The following is a 24,834-nucleotide window of genomic DNA, read 5'->3' on the forward strand; positions in this document are numbered from 1 at the left end:
CTCTGCTCATTAACCTCCTAGTGAAAGGTTTTTATGAACGCACCGGTGCTGGTTATCAACTGTGGTTCCTCCTCTATAAAAAACGCGTTGATCGATAGCGCCGACCACAGCGGTCCAGAAGTATGGGTAATTCCTACCCACGAAGAAGGCCGTATTGCCATGGAAACCCATCTCTGCGTGGAGAACTCATAATGAATAGCCCCTACGAGCAACCCCAAGCTATTTTACTGGTGCCTACGAGCATGGGAGTAGGCCTTACCTCCGCCTGCCTGGGGTTAATTCAAGCGCTGGATACCATCGGCCTGAAAGCCGGTTTTTTAAAGCCGTTTATGCAGAACGAGCTCAATGGTCCCGGTTTGGACCGCTCGACCGCCCTGGTCTCGCGCGCTTTAAATCAGCGCCCGCCGTCGCCGATTTCCCAAGCGCGGCTGGAACGCCTGCTGCGCGACGACCAAACCGATGAGCTAATGGAAAATGCCGTCGAGCTTTATGAGCAGGTTGTTCAACAGGCTCAACGCGACGGCAGCACCCTTGATCTAGTAGTCGTCGAAGGCGTAGTGCCCACCCAGCACACCACCTACGCCACGCAAACCAACGCCCAGCTGGCCCATGCGCTTAATGCGCGGATTATTCTCGTCGGTACCGGTGACCTAAACGAACCCCAGGCCCTGGCCGAACAGCTGGATATGCACGCCCGCAGCTTTGGCGGTGTTAGCTCTAAGCGCACTCTGGGCGGCATATTGATGCGCATGAAACACCTCCCCTACGGCCAGGAAGACGACCTTTCTGCCGCGCCGGGCACCATCAAACCCCAGCTTAAAGAGTCAGCACTTGCCGAACTAAGGCAGTACTCCCCGGCCCTGGCGACCGATAAATTCCATCTGATCGGCGTGGTGCCTTATAGCAAAACCCTTAGCGCACCACGCACCCTGGATGTGGCACGGGCGCTTAACGCCAAACTGCTTAACGAAGGCGAAGCCACCAGCCGTCGGGTGCTTTCTACTAGCCTATGCGCCCGCAGCGCTGCCAACGCGCTGCATATTTTCAAACCAGGCAGTTTAATCGTCGCCTCTGGTGACCGCGATGACGTGGTGCTGGCCTCGGCGCTGGCGACCATGAACGGTATTCAACTAGCGGGCGTACTGTTGACCAACGGCTTTATGCCCAACGACAGTATGATTGAGATGTGCCGCCCCGCACTCAAAACCGGCCTACCGGTATTGGCGGTAGAGACCGACAGCTTGACCACAGCGCAGCATCTCAGCCAGCTAAGTAGCGAAATCCCCATGGACGATTTCGAGCGCGCCGAACAGGTAGCTCGTTACGTCGCGGCCCATATGGACCTTGAGTGGCTAAAAGCCCACCTAAGCAGCGGTTATACCCGCCGCCTGTCGCCTTCGGCATTTCGCCACCAGTTGGTTAAGCTCGCCCAGCAGGCTAAAAAACGCGTGGTGCTGCCGGAAGGCAACGAGCCACGCACAGTCGAAGCAGCGATTATCTGCCAGCGCCGTGGCATTGCCGACTGTGTGCTGCTAGGCAAGCGCGACGAGATCCAAAACGTAGCGCGCAACCGTGGGCTTAGCCTTCCCGAAGGACTGACGATTATTGATCCTGAAAGCACCCGCGCGAACTATATTGGCCCCATGGTCGAGCGGCGGCGCGGCAAACTCAACGAACTCACCGCCGAAGAGCAGCTGCAAGACAATGTGGTGCTCGGCACCATGATGCTGCAGTTAGATGAAGTCGATGGGCTAGTCTCGGGCGCCATACACACGACCGCTCACACCGTACGACCAGCGTTTCAGCTGATTAAAACCGCGCCGGAATACAGCCAGGTGTCGTCGATTTTCTTTATGCTGCTGCCCGAGCAGGTCGTTGTCTACGGCGACTGCGCGGTGAACCCCGACCCCGACGCCGACACCCTGGCCGAGATCGCCCTGCAAAGCGCCCGCTCTGCCGAAGCCTTTGGCATCGAGCCACGCGTCGCCATGATCAGCTACTCCACCGGCGAATCCGGCACCGGCGTTGATGTCGATAAAGTCCGCGAAGCCACCCGGATTGCCAAACAGCGCGCCCCACACCTGGCCATTGACGGCCCGCTGCAATACGACGCTGCCGCCATCGAAAGCGTAGGCAAACAGAAAGCCCCTGACTCGCTGGTAGCGGGCAAAGCCACCGTGTTTGTGTTTCCCGATCTCAACACCGGCAACACCACCTACAAAGCGGTACAGCGTAGCGCCCGCGTCGTTAGCGTTGGGCCAATGCTGCAAGGTCTAAACAAACCGGTGAATGATCTTTCCCGCGGCGCGCTGGTCGACGATATCGTTTACACCATTGCGCTAACCGCCATTCAGGCCAGCCAACGGGAAGGCTAACTCACCCGCTTAATCACCTACAAAAAAACGCCCCGAGCAGCTAACTGCTCGGGGCGTTTTATTAACGGCTTAGCGGTATGTGAGGGTTAGACCCACATCGGCACCATCGCTTCCAGCACCATGACTAAACTCATCGCGGTGATGGTCAGGATCGAGACGCCAAACACCTTTTTGGCCCAGCGCACATCGTCGTCTAACCGATAGCCGCGCAGCGCCAGGTAGAGCCAGTAGCCGCCCATGGTCAGCGCCACGCAGAGATACCCAGCGCCCGCCTGGCTGGCCAGCCCCAGCGCCAATGAGGCAGGTATAAATGCCACGATGTAGCCCAGGATATGGTGTTTGGCCATTTTGACCCCGCGCACCACCGGCAGTACCGGAATCGATGCCCGTTGATAATCCGCATAGCGGAAGATCGCAATCGCATAGGAGTGCGGCATCTGCCACAGGCAGAAAATCACCAGCAGCATGATCGCACCGCTGTCGAACTGCCCCGTTACTGCACAGTAGCCCACCACCGGCGGCATGGCACCAGAGAGACTGCCCACCAGGGTGCCGTACTCGGAGCGACGCTTCATGTAGAGACTATAAAGCCCCACATACACGCCCCAGCCAATGACCGCCAAGGCCACGGTTAGCCCGTTGGTGCCCAGCGCTAAGCACACCACACCGGTCACCCCCAGCAGCGCCGAAACGCCCAGCGCCTGGGTAATCGAGATGCTGCCTCTAACCAGAGGGCGATGGCGCGTGCGCGCCATCAATGCATCAATATCGCGGTCAATGACGTTGTTACACGCACAGCCGGACGCGATGATTAACGCAATCCCCAGCATGACCGAGACAAAGCTGAGCCATTCGAACTCCCCCTGGGCGGCGAGAAAATAGCCGCCCAGGGTGGCAATCAGGTTGCCGCCGATAATGCCCGGCTTGGTCAGCTCAAGCAGATCCCGCCAGCGGCTAGGTGCTGAAATCAGCCGATCATCATGTTGAGATGCAAATGCTGCATGATCCACAGCGAGCCTCCTACCACTAAGACGAGAATCGTCAGTGTGAAGACGAAGGACATCATGTTCCAGCCTTCGTCGGCTTTGGTGTTCATATGCATGAACATGCCCAGCTGCACCAGTATCTGCAGCACAGCGGTCACCACGACCACCACCACGGTAGCCAGTACGCTGAGTGCGCCACTCATTACCACCGCAAACGGGATAATGGTCAGTATCAGCGACAACACCAGTCCTGTCACATACGACTTTACGCTGCCATGGGCATTGGTTGAACTAGCACTCATCTCACAGCACTCCCATCAGATAGACGAATGAGAAGACACAGATCCAGACGATATCGAGGAAGTGCCAAAAAAGACTTAAGCACAAAATCCTCGGCCGGGTCATAGCCGTCAACCCTTTGGTCGAGAGCTGCACCAGCATGACCAAAATCCAGATCAAACCAAAGGTAACGTGCAGGCCGTGGGTACCCACCAGGGTAAAGAACGACGACAGAAAGGCACTTCTATCCGGGCCGAACCCTTCGTGAATCAAGTGCTGAAATTCGTATATCTCCATGCCCACAAAAGCCGCGCCCAGCAGGAAGGTAATGGCGAGCCACGCCTTCACCTGGCCAAGGCGCTCGGCGTTCATCGCCAATACGCCCATGCCGAAGGTAAAACTACTGAACAGCAGCAAGAAGGTTTCGACCAGCACAAAGGGCAGCTCGAAAATCTCTGCCGCGGTAGGTCCACCCGCCGTGCCCTTCATCAGCACGGCGTAAGTGGCGAACAGTGACCCGAAGATCACCAAATCGCTCATTAAGTAGACCCAGAAACCAAACAGTTTCGTGCCCGTGGCATCGTGATGCTCTTCCTCGTGCTCTACCGGGTGGTGCGAGCTATTATTTAGCGTCTCAGTCGACATTACGCTTGCGCCTCCACGCCTAGTTTTTGTTCACATTTGAGTTGATGCTCACGTTCGATTCGCTCAACGTCAGCGGCGGGAACGTAGTAATCGATATCGTCGTTAAACACCCGGGCCATAAAGCTTGCGAATACACCCACGGCGCCGACGCCGGCCAACCACCAGATATGCCACACCAACGCAAAACCGATGACCAGCGCAAAGAAGCTGATAACCGGCCCGGCCACGGTATTACGCGGCATATGAATATCGGTATAGGGCGCTTCTTCGAGCTGCTCCTCGCTACGCTGCTTCTGCGACCAGAAGCTGTCGATATCGCCCACTTCAGGCAAACGTGCAAAGTTGTAGAACGGCGCAGGTGAAGAGGTTGACCACTCCAGGGTACGGCCATCCCAGGGGTCGCCGGTTACATCGGCGTTCTGTTTGCGGTCGCGAACACTCACCCAGAACTGAATAATGGTGCAGGCAATACCCAGCAAAATAATTACCGCGCCGACCCAGGCCAGGATCATCCACGGCTGCCAATCAGGGTTCGCGTAGGACTGCATGCGACGCACCGCACCAAAGAAGGCCAGCACGTAAAGCGGCATAAAGGCGACGTAGAAGCCGATAAACCAGCACCAGAATGAGCGCTTGCCCCACTTTTCGTTCAGCGTGAAACCGAACGCTTTAGGGAACCAGAACGTCAGGCCGGCCATCATGCCGAACACCACGCCGCCGATAATCACGTTGTGGAAGTGGGCAATCACGAACAGGCTGTTATGCAGCACAAAGTTGGCCGCAGGCACCGCCAACATGACACCGGTCATACCACCCAGGGTAAAGGTAATAATAAAGCCCAGCGTCCACAGCACCGGCGACGTCAGCTCCAGGCTGCCGCGGAACATGGTGAACAGCCAGTTGAAGACTTTCACCCCGGTGGGGATGGCAATGATCATGGTCATAATGCCGAAGAAGGCGTTGACGTTGGCACCTGCCCCCATGGTGAAAAAGTGGTGCAGCCAAACCACAAACGACAGCAGGGTGATCGCGATGGTCGCCCATACCATGGTCATGTACCCAAACAACCGTTTACGGGCAAAAGTCGAGATAACTTCAGAGAACACACCGAAGGCGGGCAGAATCAGGATATACACTTCCGGGTGACCCCAGGCCCAGATGAGATTGACGTACATCATCATGTTGCCGCCAAAATCATTGGTAAAGAAGTGCATACCCAAATAACGGTCCAGCGTCAGCAGCGCGATGGTGGCGGTCAAAATCGGGAAAGAGGCAATGATCAACACATTGGCGCACAGCGATGTCCAGGTGAAGATCGGCATGCGGAACATGGTCATGCCTTTGGTGCGCATTTTGATAATGGTCACGAAGAAGTTGATACCGGTGAGCGTCGTCCCTATCCCGGATATCTGTAACGCCCATATCCAGTAATCGACCCCCACCCCGGGACTAAACTCGATCCCCGATAAAGGCGCATAGGCAAGCCAGCCGGTTTTGGCAAATTCGCCCACCACCAGCGAGATATTGACCAATATCGCCGCCGCGGCAAACAGCCAGAAACTTAAGTTATTCAGGAAAGGGAAAGCAACGTCGCGAGCGCCAATTTGCAGCGGCACCACCAGGTTCATCAGGCCGATGACCATGGGCATGGCGACAAAGAAGATCATAATCACGCCGTGGGCGGTAAAGATCTGGTCGTAGTGTTCGGGCGGTAAATAGCCCGCTGCATCCCCGGCGGCCATGGCCAGCTGGGTCCGCATCATAATCGCGTCCGAGAAGCCGCGCAGCAGCATCACCAGGGCGACGATGAAATACATAATGCCGAGCTTTTTGTGGTCAACGGAGGTAAACCACTCGTTCCACAGCCAGCCCCATTTACGGTAATAGGTGATTAACCCAAACAGCGCGATCCCAGCAATGGCCATAAAGGCCACCACGACCATAATAATCGGCTCATGGTAGGGAATTGATTCTAACGTGAGTTTTCCAAACACGGCTTAACCCCCCGCTTCAACGCTAGTCGGATGGCTGCGCATGGCATGATCCTGACTGGCTTGGTGATTGGTGTCACGACCGGATGCGGCCGTGTGCTCGCCTGCGAGGGCGCTTTCACCGTCGTGTGAGTCAGCATGGTCGCTGCTCACCGGGTGATCGCCGCCCATATTGTGCTCACCGCCGGTATGGAAGCTTTTCAAGATGCTTTCATACAGCGAAGGCGAAATGGCCGAGAAGTACTCCACCGGGTTTGATTCGCTGGGCTCAGCCAACGCCTCATAACCTTCGGGGTAGGTCAGCGTTTGTGGCGCACCGCGAACCGTTTCAACCCAGGCGTCAAAATCATCGGGCGTGGTTACCTTGGCTTCAAAGGTCATCCCCGAGAAGCCCGCGCCGCTGTAATTGGTGGAGCGCCCTGGATAATCGCCAATTTCATCGGCGATCAGGTGAACATCGTTATCCATACCCGCCATGGCATAGATCTGGCTGCCCAGGCGAGGGATAAAGAAGGCGTTCATCACCGAGCCGGAACTCACCCGAAAGCGCACGGGCGTATCCACCGGAAAGGCCACTTCGTTAACGCTGGCAATGCCCTGCTCGGGGTAGATAAACAGCCATTTCCAATCGAGTGCCACCGCCTGTATTTCGATCGGCGCCACGTCGCTTTCCAGCGGCTTGTGGGGGTCAAGGCTGTGGGACGTTTTCCAGGTCAACAGAGCAAGCACGGCGATAATCGCGCAGGGCACGATCCATACCACCGCTTCAATCACGTTGGAGTGCGCCCAGTCAGGGGTATATTTAGCCATGCTGTTGCTGCGCCGATAGCGCCAGCCAAACAACAGCGTCATGGCTATCACCGGTATAACCACAATCAACATCAGGCCAAAGGCGGTGAGAATCAGCGTACGCTGCTCAGCGCCAATTTGGCCTTTGGGGTCTAACAGCGCCGAACTACAGCCTGCTAGAAACAGACACAGCACAAGGAGCACCAAGGTGCCTCGCCTGCGCCAAAGTGAGCGTCGTTGCATGGTGTGATCTCGTTAGAAATTGATTGAAATACTCGCCAGCCATGCCATCAAAAAAATAGCAGGCTAACTACCACCCCATACTCTTCCCAAAACATGCTCGTAAGAGCATTGCGTGTAGCAGTGAGGTCATTGCTCCGGGAAAAATATGCGTCGCCGAATGGGGGTTAGCGACGAGCCTCGGCAACTCAAGCGCAAACGACTAAAGCAGCTAAGACTAAAGTATTTTCTATTGATCTAGGTCATTACAGAAGTGGCGCATTGCCGCACCCCAGCTATTGACGACGATGGGCAGCCGGGAATGGGTTACGCCACGGTGACGGCGGGAACATGGTGGCCGTGGCCAGCGAGCAATTGCGGGGCACCCTGCTCGTCGGTGACCACCACATCAAAATCGTCCAGGGCGGCGAAATAAGCAGGACGCACCACGCCAAACTTACTAGCATCAACGACGAGTAGGCGCTGCATAGCGGTGGCAATAGCCGCCTGTTTGGGGGCCACCTCGTGGAAGTGAAAGCAGCTAATCCCACGCGCCAAGTCGACCCCCGCCGCGGAGATCAACGCTTTGTTAATGCCTAACCGCTCAATGGCGGCAGCCATATTGTCACTACTAAACGACTGCGAGGCGGCGTAAAACAGCCCGCCGAGTAGCACTAAGCGTACGTTGGGCAGCGCCGCCACCGCATTAGCGACGTTAAGCGCGTAAGTCACGACCGTGAGTTCATGAAAGTGGCTCAACTGGCTCAACAAGGGAATCAACGTGGAGCCACAGTCAATAAACAGCGTATCGCCCTCTTCAATAAAGGCGAGGGCGCGCTGACAGAGGCGGTACTTTGCCTGATAGTGGCTGGCCTGCTGCTCGGTTAAATCGTAGATCGGCGTGACGCCGGGGTAGCTCGCCATCACCAAGCGCCCACCCAGTAGGCTAATCGACGTGGCCTGGGTGGTAAGATCGCGGCGAATGGTCATTTCTGAGACACCGCAAAGCTCTGCCGCATCACGCAGGTGAAGAGTGCCGCCACTGGCAAGCGCTTCCTGAAGTTTGGCAAGGCGCAGCGCGCTACGGCCATTCACGGTGGGCATCTCCTGGCAACATCCTCTTACGGCAGTGATTGCGGGTATATTTTTGGCGTTTTCATGCTGAGTAAGCGGCGACCAACATTCCACTCTCATGGCCGCTATTAACGCACATAACGAAACGTTCAGACGCTTCATTACATTTAAATAGCGTTGATATGACAACACTTGCAAATCAACGTTAGAAAAATAACACTAAATGTTATAATTTTAACATTAACGCCAGCCCGCATAATGACAATTTCCCGGATAGCCAAACCCAGAATGGCTCCGCTACAACCTTGTTGAGGCTTACATGACTGTTCGTACCCATTTACGTACCCACCTTCAGGCTGCATCCCTTGTCGCGCTTGGCACTGGCGTATTAGGAGCAACATTTGCCACACCGCTGATGGCAGATGACGCTCAGCCCCACCCGCTTGATCGACTCTGGTCATTCGCCAACGTCTCGGTTAACTACCTGGACTGGTCGAACGGCACCGAAGCACGCACCGCCTCTAATGCGGCGAAAAGTGACTTTATGTTTCTCGAAATCGAAGGCGGCGCTGGCTTTAGCTGGGGCGAGTTCTACGGTTTCTTTGATTTCGAGAACCCCACCAACGACCAGTTTGATGCGTCGAGTGGCGGCAAGGACAATTTTCGCACCGCGGGGAAAGTAACCTCGCACATTTACCTGGGCGATAGCCCGCTATCGATCTACGCCCACCTTTATGACTTCCGCGACTACGGTTATGATAGCCGCGAGCAGGATCAAATTCTGGGTCTGGGCTACCGCACGACGTTTGATAACGGCCTGTGGTTCAAACCCTTTATTGGTGCCGCACGCGTACAAAGTAATGGCTATACCGGCATGAACGGCTTTATGGCTGGCTGGGTAGCGGGTTATGATTTCACCGCGTTCGACCAGAACTTCAGCGTGACTAACTGGCACGAGCAGACCTTTGGCCGCGATGACGAGTACCTGGAAGATAACTACGTGGGCGATAAAGCGGGCAGCGTGGGCACCAATGGTGCACTGAGTTTGTGGTGGCATCCGAGAGATTTGATCACCACCGGCGTCCAGTATCGCTACTCTGAAAACAAGCTGGGCACCCCTAATGATTATCAGAATGCGATAATCTACTCCGTCAAGCTCAACTTACTATAACCGCGTTTCTCACACGCGGACTCGAAGGATCTCCCTATGACACTCCTTATGAGCTTGGTGGGTATGATCACTCTAGTGATCATTGCCCTGATCTTCTCTTACGACCGTAAATCCATTCGGCTACGCACCGTGCTGGGCGCCTTTGCTATTCAAGCGGGTATCGGTGCCTTTGTACTCTATGTGCCCTTTGGCCAGACAGTACTACAAACCATTTCCTCCGGCGTTAGCCAAATTTTGGTGTACGCCAACGACGGTATCGGCTTTCTGTTCGGCGGCTTAGCGGATGTGGATAACGTTGGCTTTGTATTTGCCATCAAAGTCCTGCCGGTGATTATCTTCTTCTCCTCGCTAATCGCCGTGCTTTACTACATCGGCATTATGCAGTGGGTGATTCGCATTCTGGGTGGCGCCCTGCAAAAAGCGCTGGGCACCTCGCGGACTGAATCACTTTCCGCAACGGCGAATATTTTCGTCGGCCAAACCGAAGCGCCGCTGGTGGTACGCCCGTTTATCGCCCGCATGACGCCTTCGCAGCTGTTTGCGGTCATGTGTGGTGGTTTGGCGTCTGTCGCCGGGTCAGTATTGGCGGGTTACGCGGCGCTGGGCATTCCCATGGAGTACCTGGTGGCCGCGTCGTTTATGGCGGCCCCCGGCGGGCTGCTGTTTGCCAAGCTGATCATGCCCGAAACTCAAGACACCACCGACGGCGATAGCGTTTCCAAGGTCGAGGAAGAGATCGAGGCCCAGGAGGATAAACCCGCCAACGTGCTGGATGCGGCGGCATCGGGTGCGACATCAGGCTTAATGCTGGCAGCCAACGTGGGTGCCATGCTGCTGGCGTTTATCGCGCTGATTGCCTTAATCAACGGCATTTTAGGCGGCATTGGCGGCTGGGTAGGGTTTGACTCGCTAAGCCTGGAGCTGATCCTGGGTTGGCTGTTCGCCCCGCTGGCTTTCCTGTTGGGGGTCCCCTGGGAAGAGGCGACCCTGGCAGGCTCCTTCATTGGCCAAAAATTAGTGGTCAACGAGTTTGTCGCCTACATCAACCTAGCGCCCTACATTGATGGGGAACAGGTGGTGGCTGCCACGGGTCAATTGATGACACCGCACACCATGGCGATTCTTTCTTTTGCCCTGTGTGGCTTTGCGAACCTTTCCTCCATAGCGATCTTGCTGGGTGGCCTGGGCAGCATTGCGCCAACCCGGCGTAAAGAGATTGCCCGCTTTGGCGTTAAAGCGGTGTTGGCCGGTACACTTTCTAACCTGATGTCGGCCTCTATTGCTGGCTTCTTTATTGCGTTGAGTAATGCGACCGCCTGACGCAGCGTGTACGACACAACACGGCGGGCGCTGCTATTTTTACGCAGTGCCCGTTTTTTCTTTTACTGATTTGCGAGAACGCCATGACCGCGACTGCCCCTTCACACGTTGTTCAAGCCGCCCGCCAAGCGCTGACCCTTATGGACTTGACGAGCCTGAATGACACTGACACCGATGCCACCATTGAATCGCTGTGCCAGCAGGTAAAAACGCCCTTTGGCACCCCTGCCGCTGTTTGCGTCTACCCGCAGTTTATCGTCACGGCGCAACGCGCGCTTACCGCTCACAACCTCAACGCTCAAGTTAAGATTGCCACGGTGACTAACTTCCCTAACGGTGGCGACGACATTATGGGCGCCGCCCGGGAAACCCGCGATGCAGTCGCCTCCGGCGCCCATGAAGTCGATGTGGTGTTCCCCTACCGCACGCTGATGGCGGGCGACGAAGAAACCGGCCTGGAATTGGTTGAGATGTGCAAAGCCGCCTGCGCTGGTCAGGCGCTGCTCAAAGTGATCATTGAGTCAGGCGAGCTTAAAGAGCCTGCGCTAATCAAACGCGCCAGCGAACTGGCCATTGAAGGCGGCGCCGACTTTATTAAAACCTCAACCGGCAAAGTGGCCGTTAACGCCACCCTGGAAGCCGCCGAGATCATGCTCCAGGCAATTAAAGCCAGCGGCCAAGACGTCGGCTTTAAAGCGGCGGGAGGCGTTAAAACCGCCGAAGACGCGGCGGAATACCTGGCCCTTGCCAACCACATCATGGGACCAGGCTGGGCGACACCCGCGCACTTTCGCTTTGGCGCCTCTAGCCTGCTCGGCAACCTGCTGGAAGCCTTGACCGGCAACACCAACGCGGCTTCCTTTGACGGAGGTTACTAATGGCTACCAACGCCATGAAACACGCGCTACTGCCGCAGGAGCTGATTCGCCTTAAGCGCGATAACCAGCCGCTGCCTGCTGAAGAGATCAAAGGGTTTGTGCAAGGCATTGCCGACGAGCGTATCAGCGACGCCCAGATTGGCGCCTTCACCATGGCGGTGTTTCTCAACGGCATGAGCCGCGAAGAAGTGGTGGCGCTGACCACCGCGACCCGCGATTCCGGCCACGTCATGCAGTGGCGCGACATGAACCTGCCCGGGCCGATTGTGGATAAGCACTCCACCGGCGGCGTGGGTGACTTGGTCTCGCTGGTGCTGGGCCCCTGGGTGGCCGCCTGCGGCGCCTTTGTGCCGATGATTTCCGGACGCGGCCTGGGCCACACCGGCGGCACCCTGGATAAGCTCGAATCGATCCCCGGCTACGACCCCTACCCCGCTCCTGAGCGTTTCCGCGAGGTGGTCAAAGCCACCGGTGTGGCGATTATCGGCCAAACCGGTGACTTGGCACCGGCCGACAAGCGCATCTACGGCGTGCGCGATGTGACCGCCACGGTGGAATCGATTCCGCTGATTACGGCCTCTATTCTGGGCAAGAAGCTCGCCTCCGGCCTGGATGCGCTGGTGATGGACGTAAAAGTCGGCAGCGGCGCTTTTATGCCCACCCCGGAAAAATCCCGCGAACTGGCCAAAAGCATCGCCAATGTGGCCACCCAAGCGGGCACGCCCACTACCGCCCTGCTTACCGATATGAGCCAGCCGCTGGCTCCCTGCGCCGGTAACGCCGTTGAAATCGTCGAGACCCTGGCCCTGCTGCGCGGCGAGCGCCCCAACAGCCGTGTGATGCAAGTCACCCGCGAGCTGGCAGTTGAGATGCTGATCGCTGGAAAACTCGCAGGCTCCCGTGAAGAGGCGCTTACCCAGCTTGAGAAGGCGCTGACCTCCGGCGCTGCCGCTGAAGTGTTCGCCCGCATGGTGCGCGAACTTGGCGGCCCCAGCGACTTTATGGAGCGCTCCGAACACTACCTGGCCAAAGCCGACGTCATTAAACCCGTGTATGCCGAGCAGCTAGGCAATTCACCTCAAACGGTCCAACGGATTGATACCCGCGCCGTGGGCATGAGCGTGGTGGAACTCGGCGGTGGCCGCCTGCGTAACGACGCCAGCGTCGACCACAGCGTCGGCTTCACCGATATCGTCGAAATCGGCGAGAACGTGGATAGCCAGCGCCCCATCGCTTTTGTACACGCCCGCAGTGATGCCGCCGCCGAGCGCGCCGCGGAGCAATTGCGCGCTGCGTTCACGATTGGCGAAGGCACTGCCAGCGCCGATACCCTGCTGCAAGACACCTTCCGTGGAGAAGCCTTATGAGCCGCGCAATCGTCATAGTCCTCGATTCGTTTGGAATTGGCGCCGCCCCGGATGCCGCCGCTTTCGGCGATGAAGGCGCTGACACCCTGGGCCATATCGCTGCCGCCTGCGCCCGCGGCGAGGCGGATAACGCCAACCGCGCCGGCCCGCTAACGCTGCCCAACATGGCCAAACTGGGGCTGTTTCACGCCCACCGCGATGCCACAGGCAGCGTTGCGATGGGCGTGACGCTACCGGAAAACCTGGCAGGCGCTTACGCCCACGGCAAGGAAATTTCCAGCGGCAAAGACACTCCCTCCGGCCACTGGGAAATCGCCGGCGTGCCGGTGCGCTTCGACTGGGGCTACTTTCTGGATAAAACCGACAGTTTCCCCCTTGAGCTGCTCGACGCCATCGTGCAAGAGGCCGACCTCAACGGGGTGATTGGCAACTGCCACGCCTCGGGCACTGAGATCATCGCCCGGCTGGGTGAAGAGCATGTTGCCACCGGCAAGCCGATTGTTTATACCTCGGCGGACTCGGTATTTCAGATTGCCGCCCACGAAGAGCATTTCGGCCTGGAACGGCTTTATACGCTATGCGAAACCGTTCGCGAGCTGCTGGCGCCTTACAACATTGGCCGCGTGATTGCACGTCCGTTTATCGGTGAGGACAGCACCACCTTCGCCCGCACCGGCAACCGCCGCGACTACAGCGTTGAACCGCCAGCGCCCACGGTGCTGCAAAAGCTTGCCGATGCCGGTGGCGAAGTGGTCTCGATTGGTAAAATCGCCGATATCTACGCCCACTGCGGCATTACCCACAAGGTAAAAGCCAGCGGCCACGATGCGCTGATGGACGCCACGCTTAATGAGATTGAGCGCACTAGCCAACGCGACGTTGGCGAGCGCGCCATGATCATGGCCAACTTTGTCGATTTTGACTCGGTCTACGGCCACCGCCGCGACGTGCCGGGCTATGCCGCCGCGCTGGAAGATTTTGATGCCAAGCTGCCCAAGTTGCTTGCCGCGCTAAGCGAAGACGACCTGCTGATTCTCACCGCCGATCACGGCTGCGACCCCAGCTGGCACGGCACCGAGCATACCCGTGAGTACATTCCCATTCTGGTACACGGCCCCGGCTTTACCCCCGGCCCGCTGGGCGAACGCGGCACCTTTGCCGATATTGGCCAAACCCTGGCCGACTTTTTCCTGTTACCGGCCATGGCCGATGGTACAAGCTTTCTTCCTAACGCTTCATAAAGGCCAGCCGCTTAAAGGAGATCTTTGATGGCTACCCCACATATTAACGCTGCCCCCGGTGATTTCGCCGATACTGTACTAATGCCCGGCGACCCGCTGCGCGCCAAGTACATCGCCGACACCTACCTGGAGAACGTTCGCCAGGTCAACGACGTGCGCAACATGTTCGGCTACACCGGCACGTATCAAGGCCGCGAGATTTCCGTGATGGGCCACGGCATGGGCATTCCCTCGGTCTCCATCTACGCCAAAGAGCTAATTACCGATTACGGCGTTAAGTCGCTGATTCGTGTGGGCTCCTGCGGTGCGGTGCGCGACGATGTCAACGTCCGCGATGTGGTGATTGGTATGGGCGCCAGCACCGACTCCAAAGTTAATCGCATGCGCTTTAACGACCACGACTTCGCCGCGCTGGCTGATTTTGAACTCACCCAGCACGCCGTGGCTGCCGCCAAGGCCAGAAACGTGCCGGTCAAAGTCGGCAACATCTTTTCGGCCGACCTGTTCTACAACCCGCAAACCGAAATGGCTGAAATGCTCAAGCGCTACGGTATTGTCGGCGTTGAAATGGAAGCGGCGGGCCTTTACGGCGTCGCCGCCGAGTTTGGCGCCCGCGCCATGACCATCTGCACCGTGTCGGACCACATCCTGAAAGGCGACTCGCTCTCCAGCACCGAACGTCAATCCACTTTCGACGATATGATGCTGATTGCTTTAGACACCGTGCTACGCGACGACGCGAAGTAAACAATCAATGAGGCCGTGGTCATGAGTCAGCAAGCAGATGAAATAGCAGAAGAGATCGTTCAAACGTTGTTCAGCGCGCGGGCTAACGCCTATGTGCCCTACTCCGCGCACCCGGTGGCGTCGGTGATGGTGACCCCGGACGGCCAGCAGTTTACCGGCGCTAACGTGGAAGTGGCCCACTACAAAGGCCTGTGCGCCGAAGCCTCGGCGATTTCCGCCATGATCACCGCCGGGCAGCGCCAGTTGGCGACCGTGTATGTCATGGGCCCCGGTGATCATCTGTGCACGCCCTGCGGCGATTGCCGTCAGCGGATTCGTGAGTTCGCCACACCCGAGACACTCATCAAGGTGCTTTCCGGCAGCGGTGAGCTACTCAAAACCTACACCATGGAAGCACTGCTGCCCGACGCTTTCGGCCCCGAGCAACTGCCACCGCGTTAAGCCAGGCTACCCCTCGGCACCCCCGGATGACCCAGCGCAGTCAATGAACACCTGCCGCAAAAGCTCGCTACTCAATAGCGGGCTTTCTTGCCCTATCTTTCTTGCCCTATCTTTTTTGCCCTATGGAGAGGGTTAGCCTACATATACCCTACGCCGGGCGGCATCATGCCCAGGTGATTTTCCACTCGGATAACGCCGGGCACGTTTTCCGCCGCCACTGTCACCGCCTTTTTTTGTTCAAGTGACTCGACCAGTCCCCATATTTCCACGCCACCGCCATCCACTATCAGGCTGATATTCTCGGATCGCACGCCGGTATTCTGCTCCACCTCGTTTAAAATGGCCTCGCGAATTTTGCGGTCATCCGTGGGGGACTGGGTCGGCGCGACCGCGGCATTGGCAATCCCCTGCAGTAAGTTCGCGCGGCTGACAATGCCCACCAGTTTGCCTTCGCGCAGCACGGGCACCCGCTTGATATGATGTTTTTCCAGCATTCGCGCAATGGTATGTAGCGGCGTATTTTCCGCCACGCACAGCGGGTTCGCCGTCATCACTTCATGGGCTTTGCGCCCATGGGTTTTGACATACTCTTGTGGGTCTTTGCCGCCGGAAAACAGTGTCAGCCACCAGGAGTGGCCGTGTTTCTCGACATCTTTGACCCGGCGCATTAAATCGCCTTCGCTAACAATCCCCACTACCTTATTGTCCTTATTGACAACCGGAACCGCGCTAATACGATTTTCAAGCAGCCGTTGCGCGATTTCACGCACTTCCGTATCGGGACCGACGCTCACCACTTTGGGTGTCATAATATCGATAGCTTGCATGGAACCTCCTTGCGACTAACTCGCAGATGCCGTTTGCCCTGCTACTTCTATCCTAGTGCGCTCCTGGTAATTTGCCTATGCCATGCCAAGGACGCGTTGCGAGGGCGTTGATCTGGGGCAACTTATGCCCCATCTTTCTCTACACTGCGCTCTTTTGATTTTCTCAACGTCAACAATGCCTGAACGGCTAACCACCATTTTTTTACGCTCAACGTTGATCAACTCACCAATCTCCTACTCCCTTAACTAAGCTGATGATATACCATGGCTGAAAAGATCATGGTGCTGCATCCATTTTTCTGCGTATAGCCTTTGCTAACAATACTCACCATGCACACCGTTTACCTCTTCATCTACGGAGCTAGGAAATGTCCATTGCCCGTTTTTCACCCTTTGAGCTGCTGCTATTAAAAAGTCGCAGCCAAGTGGATACGGCAACCCTGCTGCTGTTGGCCTGGGTGCTGGTGCACCGCCAACATGTTTCAGAAGGTCAGAGACGGCGTCGCCTAGCCCAAGTCACTGCACAGTTTCGCCATGGGCACGAACTGGGCCCGGTGATGAGTATTGCACATAGCCAGGACCTGCAGGCGATTCAATTAGCCGCCGAGGTACTGCGTAAAGAGTGTGCCAAAGAGCGTAATCTGAGCGTTATTCATCAAGCGATTGCCGTGGCCACCGATGACGGTGCGCTGTCGCTGGCCAACCACTATATTTTGCGATTTCTGGCCGATTTGTTATCTATCCCCCCGGTTACGTTAAACACGCTCTTTCATGAGCTAACGGGCACGCCGTTAGGCGCGCCTGACGACCCCAGCCGCGATGCCTACTGGCAAATTCACGACCCCGACTACCACGCGCGTAAGGCGCGTGACGCAGAGGCAGCTAAGCAACAGCACCAGCAAGCCCAGGCACAGGCAGAACAACGGCAGCGTCAGAAAGACGAGCGCCAGCAATACAAACAGCAAAAACAACAAGAAAAGCAGCAGGAAAAACAGCAGCGTCAGGAACAAGCCAGCCAAGCACGCGAACGCGAACAGCAGCGCCAGCGGGAACGCGCGCATCAGCAAGACCAACAACGACAAAAACAGCACCAGGAGAAGCAACAACGCGAACAGGCCAAACGTGAACAGCAACGCTCTCAACAAGACTCTTATCAGCGGAACTCTGACCAGAACTCTAACCAGAACTCTCGTCAGCAAGAGCATCGCCAAAAAGAGCGTGGCAACCAGCAGCGCACCTCACCGCCGCCGGACCGCACGACACGGGCACTCTCGGTGCTGGGGCTTACCCCGGGCGCCAGCCGTATTGAAGTTCGTCACGCCTATCGGCGCATGGCGCAGCTACACCACCCCGACCGCTTTTACTCGGAAAGCGAGCACCAAGTAGCCTTGGCCTCGGCGCGTTTTCAACGCATTAAAAACGCCTATGATTATTTGATGCAAACGTACTAAGGTATAGCCCCAAGAGAAACGATAGCCCCCTATGCGTGATTTGTACCAGCGCCTCGCGGTTTCCCCCGAGGCCGACGACCAAGAAATTAAGCGGGCCGTGGCCAATTGCCAACACAGCGCGCTACGCCAGGATGCCGAGGCAGTGTTCACCATTGCCGAGCGGCGTGACGTTTACGATACGCTGCACGACACCGTGAGCGACATCGGCCGATTGCGCGCGCGTTTGGGGCTCAGCCATGGCCCTCATTGGCAAGGCGATGTAGCCAACGACTTTTCGCTGCCTCCCGACCATGCAATATCGCGCCACGATGAGTTGGTTGACCGCGTGAGTCACGCGGTTTCGCTCTATAACCGCTGGCGACGCTTGCGCGCGCCGTGGCTACTCATCACCATGCTCGTGGCCGGGGTTGGCATAGGTCTCGCCCTCGGGCTTACCCTGTGCCTGGGGCTTTTGCCGATGTGACCCGGCTCGTTTTGACGTCTCATCGTGTTGGCGCACCTGCTCGTCGCGACGTGTTTCTGCCGGGGTCGGGCGCGGTGCGGGCTTCGGCGGGGGCGGCTGTTTATGTTCCTCTGCGTTGGGTTCGGCTTCTTGCTCAGCTAGAGAAAACGAAGTGCCCGCGGTGTCCTCCATGCGCTCGCCAGCACGCGCCTCCATACTGACACTCAGGCGCGGCACGCCCAGATCAATCTCTTGCGCTTCCATGCGCTGCTTAAGCAGCAGGTTGAACGCGCGGGATATATCCCACTGCATCTCGGGCGCGGTGCGAAAACGCATTCGCAAAATCGGGCAGCCGTCCTCAAAGCCCTGCACGCCCTGCATTTCCAGCGGTGACCAAATATAGTGGCGCATCATCGGGTCTTTACGCAGTTCTTGGGCGGTCTCCTGCATCAGCGTAATCGCATCGTCGATTTTCATGGCATAGGGAATGCGGATACGCATCAGCGCGATACCAAACTGGCGCGACATGTTGTGAATCGACTCAATGCGGCTAAAGGTGATGATATGCACGATGCCGTCCAGGTCACGAAGCCGCACCGTGCGCAGCGTTAGCCCTTCAACCGTGCCCATGTGGCTATTGATCTGCACGAAATCATCGACCGCTAGCGAATCCTCAATCAAAATAAAGATGCCGGTAATCAAATCCTGCACCAAGGTCTGGGCACCAAAACCAATCGCCAGACCGATCACACCGGCACCGGCCAGCAGCGGCGTTACGTTGACACCTAAGTTCGCCAACCCAGAAATGACCGCAATAATCAAAATGGTCACAAAGATGACGTTGCGAATCATCGGTGTGATGGTTTGCGCCCGCGCCTGGTTGACCCGCCGCCCGCGCGAGCGTGCGGAGGACGTTAGCGCCCGCTGAATGGCGGTATCGGCAAAAATCCACACCAGCCACGCCAACAACACGGTGGCACCCAGGCTTATCAACGCCTGACCGATCCGCGCGCTGGCCATGGCTTGCTGGCCCAGGCCAAAGAACGAACTGCCCCACACTTGCATTGAAAGCTCGGCGAACACCATCCAAGCGCAAATATGCGCCAGCACAAAGCCAAAGCGTTCCAGGCGTTTACGGTATTGACTGTAGCGATGGCGATGGCGACGCTTGCCCATCTGCTCTGCTTGGCGGCGCAATAACCCGGTCACCACCAATGTGAGCACCAGCAAGCTGGCGGAAATAATCGAACGCGCCAGCGCGGTGCCCACATCGCCGACGGTGATAAAGATCGCTAGCAGCGAACCACTGACCAGCAACAGCGCCGGTATATGCCACAAGCCACCCAGCGAACGAATCATCTCAACGGCGGCACTGGCATCGCGGCGCTGCTTGAACGGCCGATTGCAAATCAGATGGCGCACGGGACGTTTGAATTTGAGAATAAACCGCGCCGCGAAAAGCGCCGCCAGCATGTTGGAGAGTACGGACACCAAGCTCGATAGCTCGCTGCCCAACATTTCTACCAGACGCGAAGAGTTGACCGCATCCCCCAGCGCAATCAGTGCGCCAATCACAAACAGCCCGCGCAGGGCGCGCTGTTGGAGCAGTTGTACTGCGGTAAAGCGATGGCCACGGCTGAAAAACGCGATAACCGTCTCAAACACTACCGAAAGCGCTCGGCCACATAGGCAGATATAGGCCACTACCAGCACCAGCGTACGCCCTGGGCTATCGGGCAGCACTTGACCAATCCCCAGCGTAATAGCGAAGGACAGCGCCCAGGGCAGCATACGCCGGAAGAAGTGCACGGCGAGCAGCCAGCCCCTGGGGTCCCGGGGCAGGTCCAGCGGCCATTCACGACGGTTTGCCAGCATGCGCCCAAAGCCAATCATCGCCACTAACAGCCCTGTCCAAATGACCGCCAGTACGGCGCCCTCGGCAATCGCCCGAATGGCCTCGCCCTGGTCGGCATCGTCGTTCAATGCGCGTAAATCTTCAGCGCCTTGTACCAGCTGGCGCGACCACTCATCGACCGGTGAATTACCGGATTTGGCTTGGTCACCAATGTCGCTCAAGGTGTCGGCAAGTGCGCCCAGCAAGCCTTGGTGCACTACGCCGTCTTCCTGGCGGGCAGCGTCCGCCGCGACCTGCAATTCACGCAGCGATTCAAGCAGCTGTGTGCGCTGCTCTTCGTTTTCCAGCATGCCAATCACATCGTTCAGCGAACTCTGGAACGCTTCCCCGCTGACCTCTGTTTGCTCTTCCTCAGCGCCACCGCCCAGGCTGGGGAGAGAAACGGTTTGCGCTTGGGCCTGCGTTATTGCCACACTCGCCAGCATCAGGCTCGCCAAGACAAACAAGACGACGCCAATTACCGCATTGATTAACCAGTGCTGTCGCACACCTTACTCCTGAAAATTAGCCTAGATGGTGTTCTACCAACCGTTTGCCGCTCGATGAATAACCCCGCCCTTTTGATGCGCCTAAGGTGTACAAACCTTAGCAATACGCTCAGTCTAACCGCGTGACTGTGATAGGCTTGGCGCTTAAACGTTCACCTCAAGGATGCCGAGATGACGCTACAAGCTCCACCTAACCGCTTAAATAGTCACGGGGATACCCGTCATGTCGGCGTCGAAATTGAATTTGCTGGTTTGCCTCCCCGTGACACGGCACTGCTTGTGCGCGAGCTGTTTGGCGGGGAGCTTAACGTGGTAAGCCCCCATCGGCTACTGGTAGAAGATACCCGCTGGGGTGAATTTGGTATCGAACTCGACACCCAATACGCGCACCCCGACAAAACGCTGCTCGAAGACTCGCCTATCGAAGACAGCGAGTGGGCGCGCCATCAACACCAACGCCGGGTCGAGTTTCACCACAAAACGCGCGAACTGATTGGCGATATGGTGACCGGCCTAGTGCCTACTGAGATCGTTTGCCCGCCGATTCCCTGGGATGAACTCGACGATTTAGACGCGCTGTTTGAAGCCCTGCGCGAGCATGGCGCCAAGGGCACCGATGCCAGCCTTCTGTATGGGTTTGGGCTACACCTTAACCCGGAAGTCGAACGCTTTGACGTCGACTACTTACTTGCCATGCTACGCGCCTATTTGCTGCTAGCCGGTTGGCTACGCGAGGATATCAAAGTCGATATTACCCGTGAGGTACTGCCCCACGCCAACCCCTTTAATAAAGAGTACGCCTTGAAGGTGCTGGATAGCCGCTACGCGCCTGACCTCGACACACTGATTAACGATTACCTGCACTACAACCCAACGCGTAACCGCGAACTGGATATGCTGCCGTTGTTTGCCTATTTGCGCCCCGACCACGACCATGAATTGCTGCATGCGCAGCTCACCCAGCCGCGCCCTACCTTTCACTACCGATTACCCAATGCTCAGCTTTCCCAACCCGGCTGGGGATCGGTGACCGAGTGGAACCGTTGGGTGGAAGTTGAAAAACTGGCGGCTAACTCTGACGCACTGCTTGCCCGTTGCGCTGAGTATATTGCCGATCATAACCGCCCCATGCTGATCCGCTTGAAAGAGAAACTAACCGGCTCCACTGCAAAGCTGGGCCGCTGGCTTCGGCGTAAACCCTGAGCCGCCTAGCCAGACGCAGGCTTTCCATTTCGCTATTTCTAACAGAGTGAGTAACCATCCGCATGTCACGGCCGCTTATCGGAATCACTACCTCTGACCAAAAAAGCCACTTAGCCTGGTGGTTTGATTGGTTCGCCGTCTGGCGGCATGGTGGTAAGCCACTGCGTTTATCGCCGTCACGCCCGCTACCGGAAAGCCTTGATGGTTTAATCATCGGCGGCGGCGACGATATTCAAGCCCACCTGTATGACAGCGAAGTGCAGTTGGACGTGCGCCTAGACCCGGCGCGGGATGAGCTGGAACTGGCCCTGCTAGAACGCTTTATTCCGCTGCATACGCCGGTGCTGGGTATTTGTCGGGGCGCGCAATTAATTAACGTGCACCTGGGCGGCACCCTTGACCCCGATATCTACACCACCCACGAAGGCTTAAAACGACGCCGGACGGTGCTACCGCGTAAAACGGTTGATATTGTTGGAGCAAGCAAGCTACACCGCTTGCTAGGCGTCTCCTGGTGCCGCGTCAACAGCCTGCATCATCAGGCCGTACACCTAGCGGGCAAGGGTATCGAGATCGTCGCCCGCGATAGGGATGGCTTGGTGCAGGGCATTGAGTCTCGCGATCACGATTTCTTGATCGGTGTGCAGTGGCACCCGGAGTGGCTGATTTTTAACCGCCCCCAGCAGCGCTTAATTCGTGCGCTGGTGAAGGCGTCCAACCGGCATGCTAATCGTCTGGCGGAAACACGTGAATCATAGCTGCTGCAAATGATATAGCTGCTGCAAATGATATAGCTGCTGCAAATGATATAGCTACTTCAAGGCCGCCAAGGCTGCCTGGTAGTCAGGCTCGTTTTTTAACTCGCTTACCAGCTCGCTATGCAGCACGCGGTTATCAGCGTCCAGAACCACCACCGCACGGGCGCACAACCCTTCCATGGGGTTATTGCACAACGCCACGCCCCAGGCTTCGCGGAACTCGGGGTGACGGAAGGTGGACAGCGTTTCGACGTTGTCCAACCCTTCGGCACCACAAAAGCGCTTAGCCGCAAAGGGTAAGTCCGCAGAGACGACCAAGACCACTGTGTCGGCAAGGTTAGACGCCAACTCGTTAAAGTGGCGCGTGGACATCGCGCAGGTAGGCGTATCCACACTGGGAATGATATTGAGTACCTTACGCTTGCCAGCATAGGTCGCCAGGATGACATCCTGCAGTTCGGTATTGGTCAGCGTCATCGCCGGGGCTACCTGCCCTTTCGCGGGCAGTGTGCCAGCCACATCCATGGGTTCGCCTGCGCGGGTAATCTGTTGCATTATCGTTTCCTTTTGACGTTATTCATTGAGGCATTCCTGGCATTTAAGACGCCATGGTAGGCTATCTTCACGTCTTTGTGCTCTTACCGAAAGGCCTTTGTGCAATGTTTGCGTTTCGTCTCGCTGAGGGAGTGATATGGCCGTTGTATTAATTGTAAAAACCGGCGACGCTTTTCCAGAAGTTGTCGACCAACACGGTGATTTTGAAACGCTGTTTGAAAAGCAGCTAAGCAGCGCCTTACCCGCGCCGATAACGCTGCAGACGTGGGATGCCCAGCGACAACCTAGCGCGCCCGCTTCCGACGCGCTGGCCGGCATTGTGATCACCGGCTCGCACAGCATGGTCAGCCACGCCGAACCCTGGAGCGAGGCGCTTAAGCCGTGGCTCCAGGCAGCCCTGGCAAGCGATATACCCATGCTCGGCGTTTGCTATGGCCATCAGTTAATGGCGGCTGCCTTTGGTGGCGTAAGCGACTACCATCCGGGAGGCCGCGAGTCAGGCACGCGCAGCGTGCGGCTAACCCAAGCGGGCCAGCAAGACCCATTGTTTAGCCAACTGCCAGAAAGCTTTGCCGCTCACTTGACCCATTCGCAATCGGTCATGCAGGCGCCTCAGGGCAGTACCATTTTGGCTCACAATAGCCACGACGCCCATCAAGCACTGCGCTACGGCCCGCGCCAGTGGAGCGTGCAGTTTCACCCCGAGTTCACTGCGCCCGTCATGCGTGCCTACATTGAGCGCCAGCGTGCCGCGCTGCGCGATCAGGGCGAAGATCCCGACACGCTACTGGGCGAGGTTAGCGACGCCCCTGAGGCCTCCAGCCTGCTGTGGCGCTTTTTGGCGTTTGTGTAGCAAAAGCCGAGCTACTTGCGCTGATCACGTCGCGAGGCCAGTCGATCAGCCAACCGCGTCGGTTCTGGCAATTTGGTACCGCCCAGGCAACGCGTTACCCATGCAAGCGACGTCCCAAGGGTGATGCGGTGCCCAGGCGACACGAACACGGGCTTAACGTTGGCGCGTGAACGTAAAACGGCACCTATAATGTCGTTACCGGCGTAAAGTGGCACCCAGTCGCCGCGCTGTTCGCCTACCTCGGCGTGCTTGCCGTATAGGCGAGACTTGGCGATGCCAATGGTGGGCAGATCCAGCCATAGCCCCAAATGAGCGGCGACACCTAATCGGCGTGGGTGAGCAATCCCTTGGCCATCGACCATCACCAGTTCGGGCCTCACGCTGAGTTGTTCGAACGCACCCAGCGCAGCGGGAATCTCACGAAACGAGAGCAAACCAGGGATATACGGCATGCGCGTAGGCTCGCGGTGAACCACTTGCTCAACCACGCTCAGATCGGGTGCAGTGGCAGGGTCCCACTTGAGCACCACCACGGCCGCCCGCGTTGTGTCACCGCCGTCTTCAAAACCGATATCCACCCCGGCGATATGCTCCACCGGAGCTAACCGGTCTGTCAGTTCCAAGCGCTTTGCCAACTGGGTTTGTAGTGCCCTCGCCTCTCTGGGCGCAAGATTCCATTCGTGTAACGCCGCGGGCATATTCTCCTTCCTGAACTGGTGAATAAAATAGGCTATTGGCCATCTAATGTGGATTTAAGATTGATCGGCTATTTTGTATCTCACGGTTCAGATCGCAACCACTAAGCCAGCTATCTGTTGT

24 protein-coding genes are annotated in these 24,834 nt (G+C 57.3%); 14 read left to right on the forward strand and 10 right to left on the reverse strand.

What is annotated here, in order from left to right:
* The first annotated feature begins 33 nt into the window (after positions 1-33).
* Positions 34-192 carry a hypothetical protein gene (locus HVA01_RS17395; protein ID WP_170243502.1) on the forward strand — a complete coding sequence of 53 codons (159 nt, stop codon included), beginning with the start codon at positions 34-36 and terminating at the stop codon, positions 190-192.
* Positions 192-2,375, forward strand: coding sequence for a phosphate acetyltransferase (gene pta / locus HVA01_RS10350; protein WP_146875323.1), 2,184 nt, complete (start codon positions 192-194; stop codon positions 2,373-2,375). The genes HVA01_RS17395 and pta overlap by 1 nt, the downstream gene beginning before the upstream one ends.
* Positions 2,376-2,461: 86 nt before the next feature.
* Here pta and cyoE read toward each other — a convergent pair whose 3' ends face one another.
* The 6 genes from cyoE to HVA01_RS10380 all read right to left on the reverse strand — a co-directional run bounded on the left by cyoE (position 2,462) and on the right by HVA01_RS10380 (position 8,379).
* Complete coding sequence (gene cyoE, locus HVA01_RS10355) at positions 2,462-3,385, reverse strand: heme o synthase (protein ID WP_146875325.1); 924 nt, start codon at positions 3,383-3,385, stop codon at positions 2,462-2,464.
* A complete protein-coding gene (gene cyoD, locus HVA01_RS10360; protein ID WP_146875327.1) occupies positions 3,343-3,663 on the reverse strand; it encodes a cytochrome o ubiquinol oxidase subunit IV in 321 nt (106 codons plus the stop codon). The genes cyoE and cyoD overlap by 43 nt, the downstream gene beginning before the upstream one ends.
* A gap of 1 nt (position 3,664) precedes the next feature.
* Entirely contained in the window at positions 3,665-4,285 is a 621-nt protein-coding gene (cyoC, locus tag HVA01_RS10365) for a cytochrome o ubiquinol oxidase subunit III (RefSeq protein ID WP_146875329.1), read from the reverse strand.
* Positions 4,285-6,279: a cytochrome o ubiquinol oxidase subunit I gene (cyoB, locus tag HVA01_RS10370; protein WP_146875330.1), complete on the reverse strand. Its 1,995-nt coding sequence runs from the start codon at positions 6,277-6,279 to the stop codon at positions 4,285-4,287. The genes cyoC and cyoB overlap by 1 nt, the downstream gene beginning before the upstream one ends.
* 3 nt (positions 6,280-6,282) lie before the next feature.
* Positions 6,283-7,308, reverse strand: a complete 1,026-nt coding sequence (cyoA, locus tag HVA01_RS10375) for a ubiquinol oxidase subunit II (RefSeq protein ID WP_146875331.1) — start codon at positions 7,306-7,308, stop codon at positions 6,283-6,285.
* Positions 7,309-7,611: 303 nt separating this feature from the next.
* On the reverse strand, positions 7,612-8,379 hold the full coding sequence (locus HVA01_RS10380) for a DeoR/GlpR family DNA-binding transcription regulator (RefSeq protein WP_146875333.1): 768 nt from the start codon (positions 8,377-8,379) through the stop codon (positions 7,612-7,614).
* A 298-nt stretch (positions 8,380-8,677) separates the two neighbouring features.
* Here HVA01_RS10380 and HVA01_RS10385 point away from each other — a divergent pair, with 298 nt between their 5' ends.
* The 7 genes from HVA01_RS10385 to cdd all read left to right on the forward strand — a co-directional run bounded on the left by HVA01_RS10385 (position 8,678) and on the right by cdd (position 15,523).
* Positions 8,678-9,529: an outer membrane protein OmpK gene (locus tag HVA01_RS10385; RefSeq protein ID WP_146875334.1), complete on the forward strand. Its 852-nt coding sequence runs from the start codon at positions 8,678-8,680 to the stop codon at positions 9,527-9,529.
* A 36-nt stretch (positions 9,530-9,565) separates the two neighbouring features.
* Positions 9,566-10,849 (forward strand): NupC/NupG family nucleoside CNT transporter, encoded by a 1,284-nt coding sequence (locus HVA01_RS10390; protein ID WP_146875336.1) that lies wholly within the window; start codon positions 9,566-9,568, stop codon positions 10,847-10,849.
* A gap of 83 nt (positions 10,850-10,932) precedes the next feature.
* Positions 10,933-11,727, forward strand: coding sequence for a deoxyribose-phosphate aldolase (gene deoC / locus HVA01_RS10395; protein ID WP_146875337.1), 795 nt, complete (start codon positions 10,933-10,935; stop codon positions 11,725-11,727).
* Positions 11,727-13,094 (forward strand): thymidine phosphorylase, encoded by a 1,368-nt coding sequence (deoA, locus tag HVA01_RS10400; protein ID WP_146875339.1) that lies wholly within the window; start codon positions 11,727-11,729, stop codon positions 13,092-13,094. The genes deoC and deoA overlap by 1 nt, the downstream gene beginning before the upstream one ends.
* Positions 13,091-14,335: a phosphopentomutase gene (locus HVA01_RS10405; RefSeq protein ID WP_146875341.1), complete on the forward strand. Its 1,245-nt coding sequence runs from the start codon at positions 13,091-13,093 to the stop codon at positions 14,333-14,335. Before deoA ends, HVA01_RS10405 begins: the two co-directional genes overlap by 4 nt.
* A gap of 27 nt (positions 14,336-14,362) precedes the next feature.
* Positions 14,363-15,082, forward strand: a complete 720-nt coding sequence (deoD, locus tag HVA01_RS10410) for a purine-nucleoside phosphorylase (RefSeq protein WP_146875342.1) — start codon at positions 14,363-14,365, stop codon at positions 15,080-15,082.
* A gap of 21 nt (positions 15,083-15,103) precedes the next feature.
* Complete coding sequence (cdd, locus tag HVA01_RS10415) at positions 15,104-15,523, forward strand: cytidine deaminase (protein ID WP_146875343.1); 420 nt, start codon at positions 15,104-15,106, stop codon at positions 15,521-15,523.
* A 137-nt stretch (positions 15,524-15,660) separates the two neighbouring features.
* On the opposite strand, the gene HVA01_RS10420 is transcribed toward cdd, so the two are convergent.
* Complete coding sequence (locus tag HVA01_RS10420) at positions 15,661-16,350, reverse strand: CBS domain-containing protein (RefSeq protein WP_146875344.1); 690 nt, start codon at positions 16,348-16,350, stop codon at positions 15,661-15,663.
* Between the two features lie 368 nt (positions 16,351-16,718).
* On the opposite strand from HVA01_RS10420, the gene HVA01_RS10425 reads away from it, so the two are divergent.
* Positions 16,719-17,801, forward strand: a complete 1,083-nt coding sequence (locus tag HVA01_RS10425; protein ID WP_146875345.1) for a J domain-containing protein — start codon at positions 16,719-16,721, stop codon at positions 17,799-17,801.
* Between the two features lie 31 nt (positions 17,802-17,832).
* The gene (locus HVA01_RS10430) at positions 17,833-18,264 is read left to right on the forward strand and encodes a hypothetical protein (protein WP_146875346.1); all 432 of its coding nucleotides are present in this window, start codon (positions 17,833-17,835) and stop codon (positions 18,262-18,264) included.
* Here HVA01_RS10430 and HVA01_RS10435 read toward each other — a convergent pair.
* Positions 18,181-20,646: a mechanosensitive ion channel family protein gene (locus tag HVA01_RS10435; RefSeq protein WP_146875347.1), complete on the reverse strand. Its 2,466-nt coding sequence runs from the start codon at positions 20,644-20,646 to the stop codon at positions 18,181-18,183. The two genes, HVA01_RS10430 and HVA01_RS10435, sit on opposite strands and share 84 nt — an antisense overlap.
* A gap of 171 nt (positions 20,647-20,817) precedes the next feature.
* Between HVA01_RS10435 and HVA01_RS10440 the strand changes: the two genes are divergently transcribed.
* On the forward strand, positions 20,818-21,849 hold the full coding sequence (locus tag HVA01_RS10440; RefSeq protein ID WP_146875348.1) for an amidoligase family protein: 1,032 nt from the start codon (positions 20,818-20,820) through the stop codon (positions 21,847-21,849).
* A gap of 62 nt (positions 21,850-21,911) precedes the next feature.
* Positions 21,912-22,607: a gamma-glutamyl-gamma-aminobutyrate hydrolase family protein gene (locus HVA01_RS10445; protein ID WP_146875349.1), complete on the forward strand. Its 696-nt coding sequence runs from the start codon at positions 21,912-21,914 to the stop codon at positions 22,605-22,607.
* 54 nt (positions 22,608-22,661) lie between these two features.
* Here HVA01_RS10445 and tpx read toward each other — a convergent pair whose 3' ends face one another.
* Positions 22,662-23,162, reverse strand: coding sequence for a thiol peroxidase (tpx, locus tag HVA01_RS10450; RefSeq protein ID WP_146875350.1), 501 nt, complete (start codon positions 23,160-23,162; stop codon positions 22,662-22,664).
* A gap of 136 nt (positions 23,163-23,298) precedes the next feature.
* Here tpx and HVA01_RS10455 point away from each other — a divergent pair, with 136 nt between their 5' ends.
* On the forward strand, positions 23,299-24,015 hold the full coding sequence (locus HVA01_RS10455; protein ID WP_146875351.1) for a glutamine amidotransferase: 717 nt from the start codon (positions 23,299-23,301) through the stop codon (positions 24,013-24,015).
* 11 nt (positions 24,016-24,026) lie between these two features.
* Here the strand turns inward: HVA01_RS10455 and nfi are convergent, their stop codons facing one another.
* Entirely contained in the window at positions 24,027-24,713 is a 687-nt protein-coding gene (gene nfi / locus HVA01_RS10460; protein WP_146875352.1) for a deoxyribonuclease V, read from the reverse strand.
* Between the last annotated feature and the right edge of the window lie 121 nt (positions 24,714-24,834).

Origin of the sequence: Halovibrio variabilis (assembly GCF_007991175.1) — a bacterium.
GTDB lineage: Bacteria > Pseudomonadota > Gammaproteobacteria > Pseudomonadales > Halomonadaceae > Vreelandella > Vreelandella variabilis.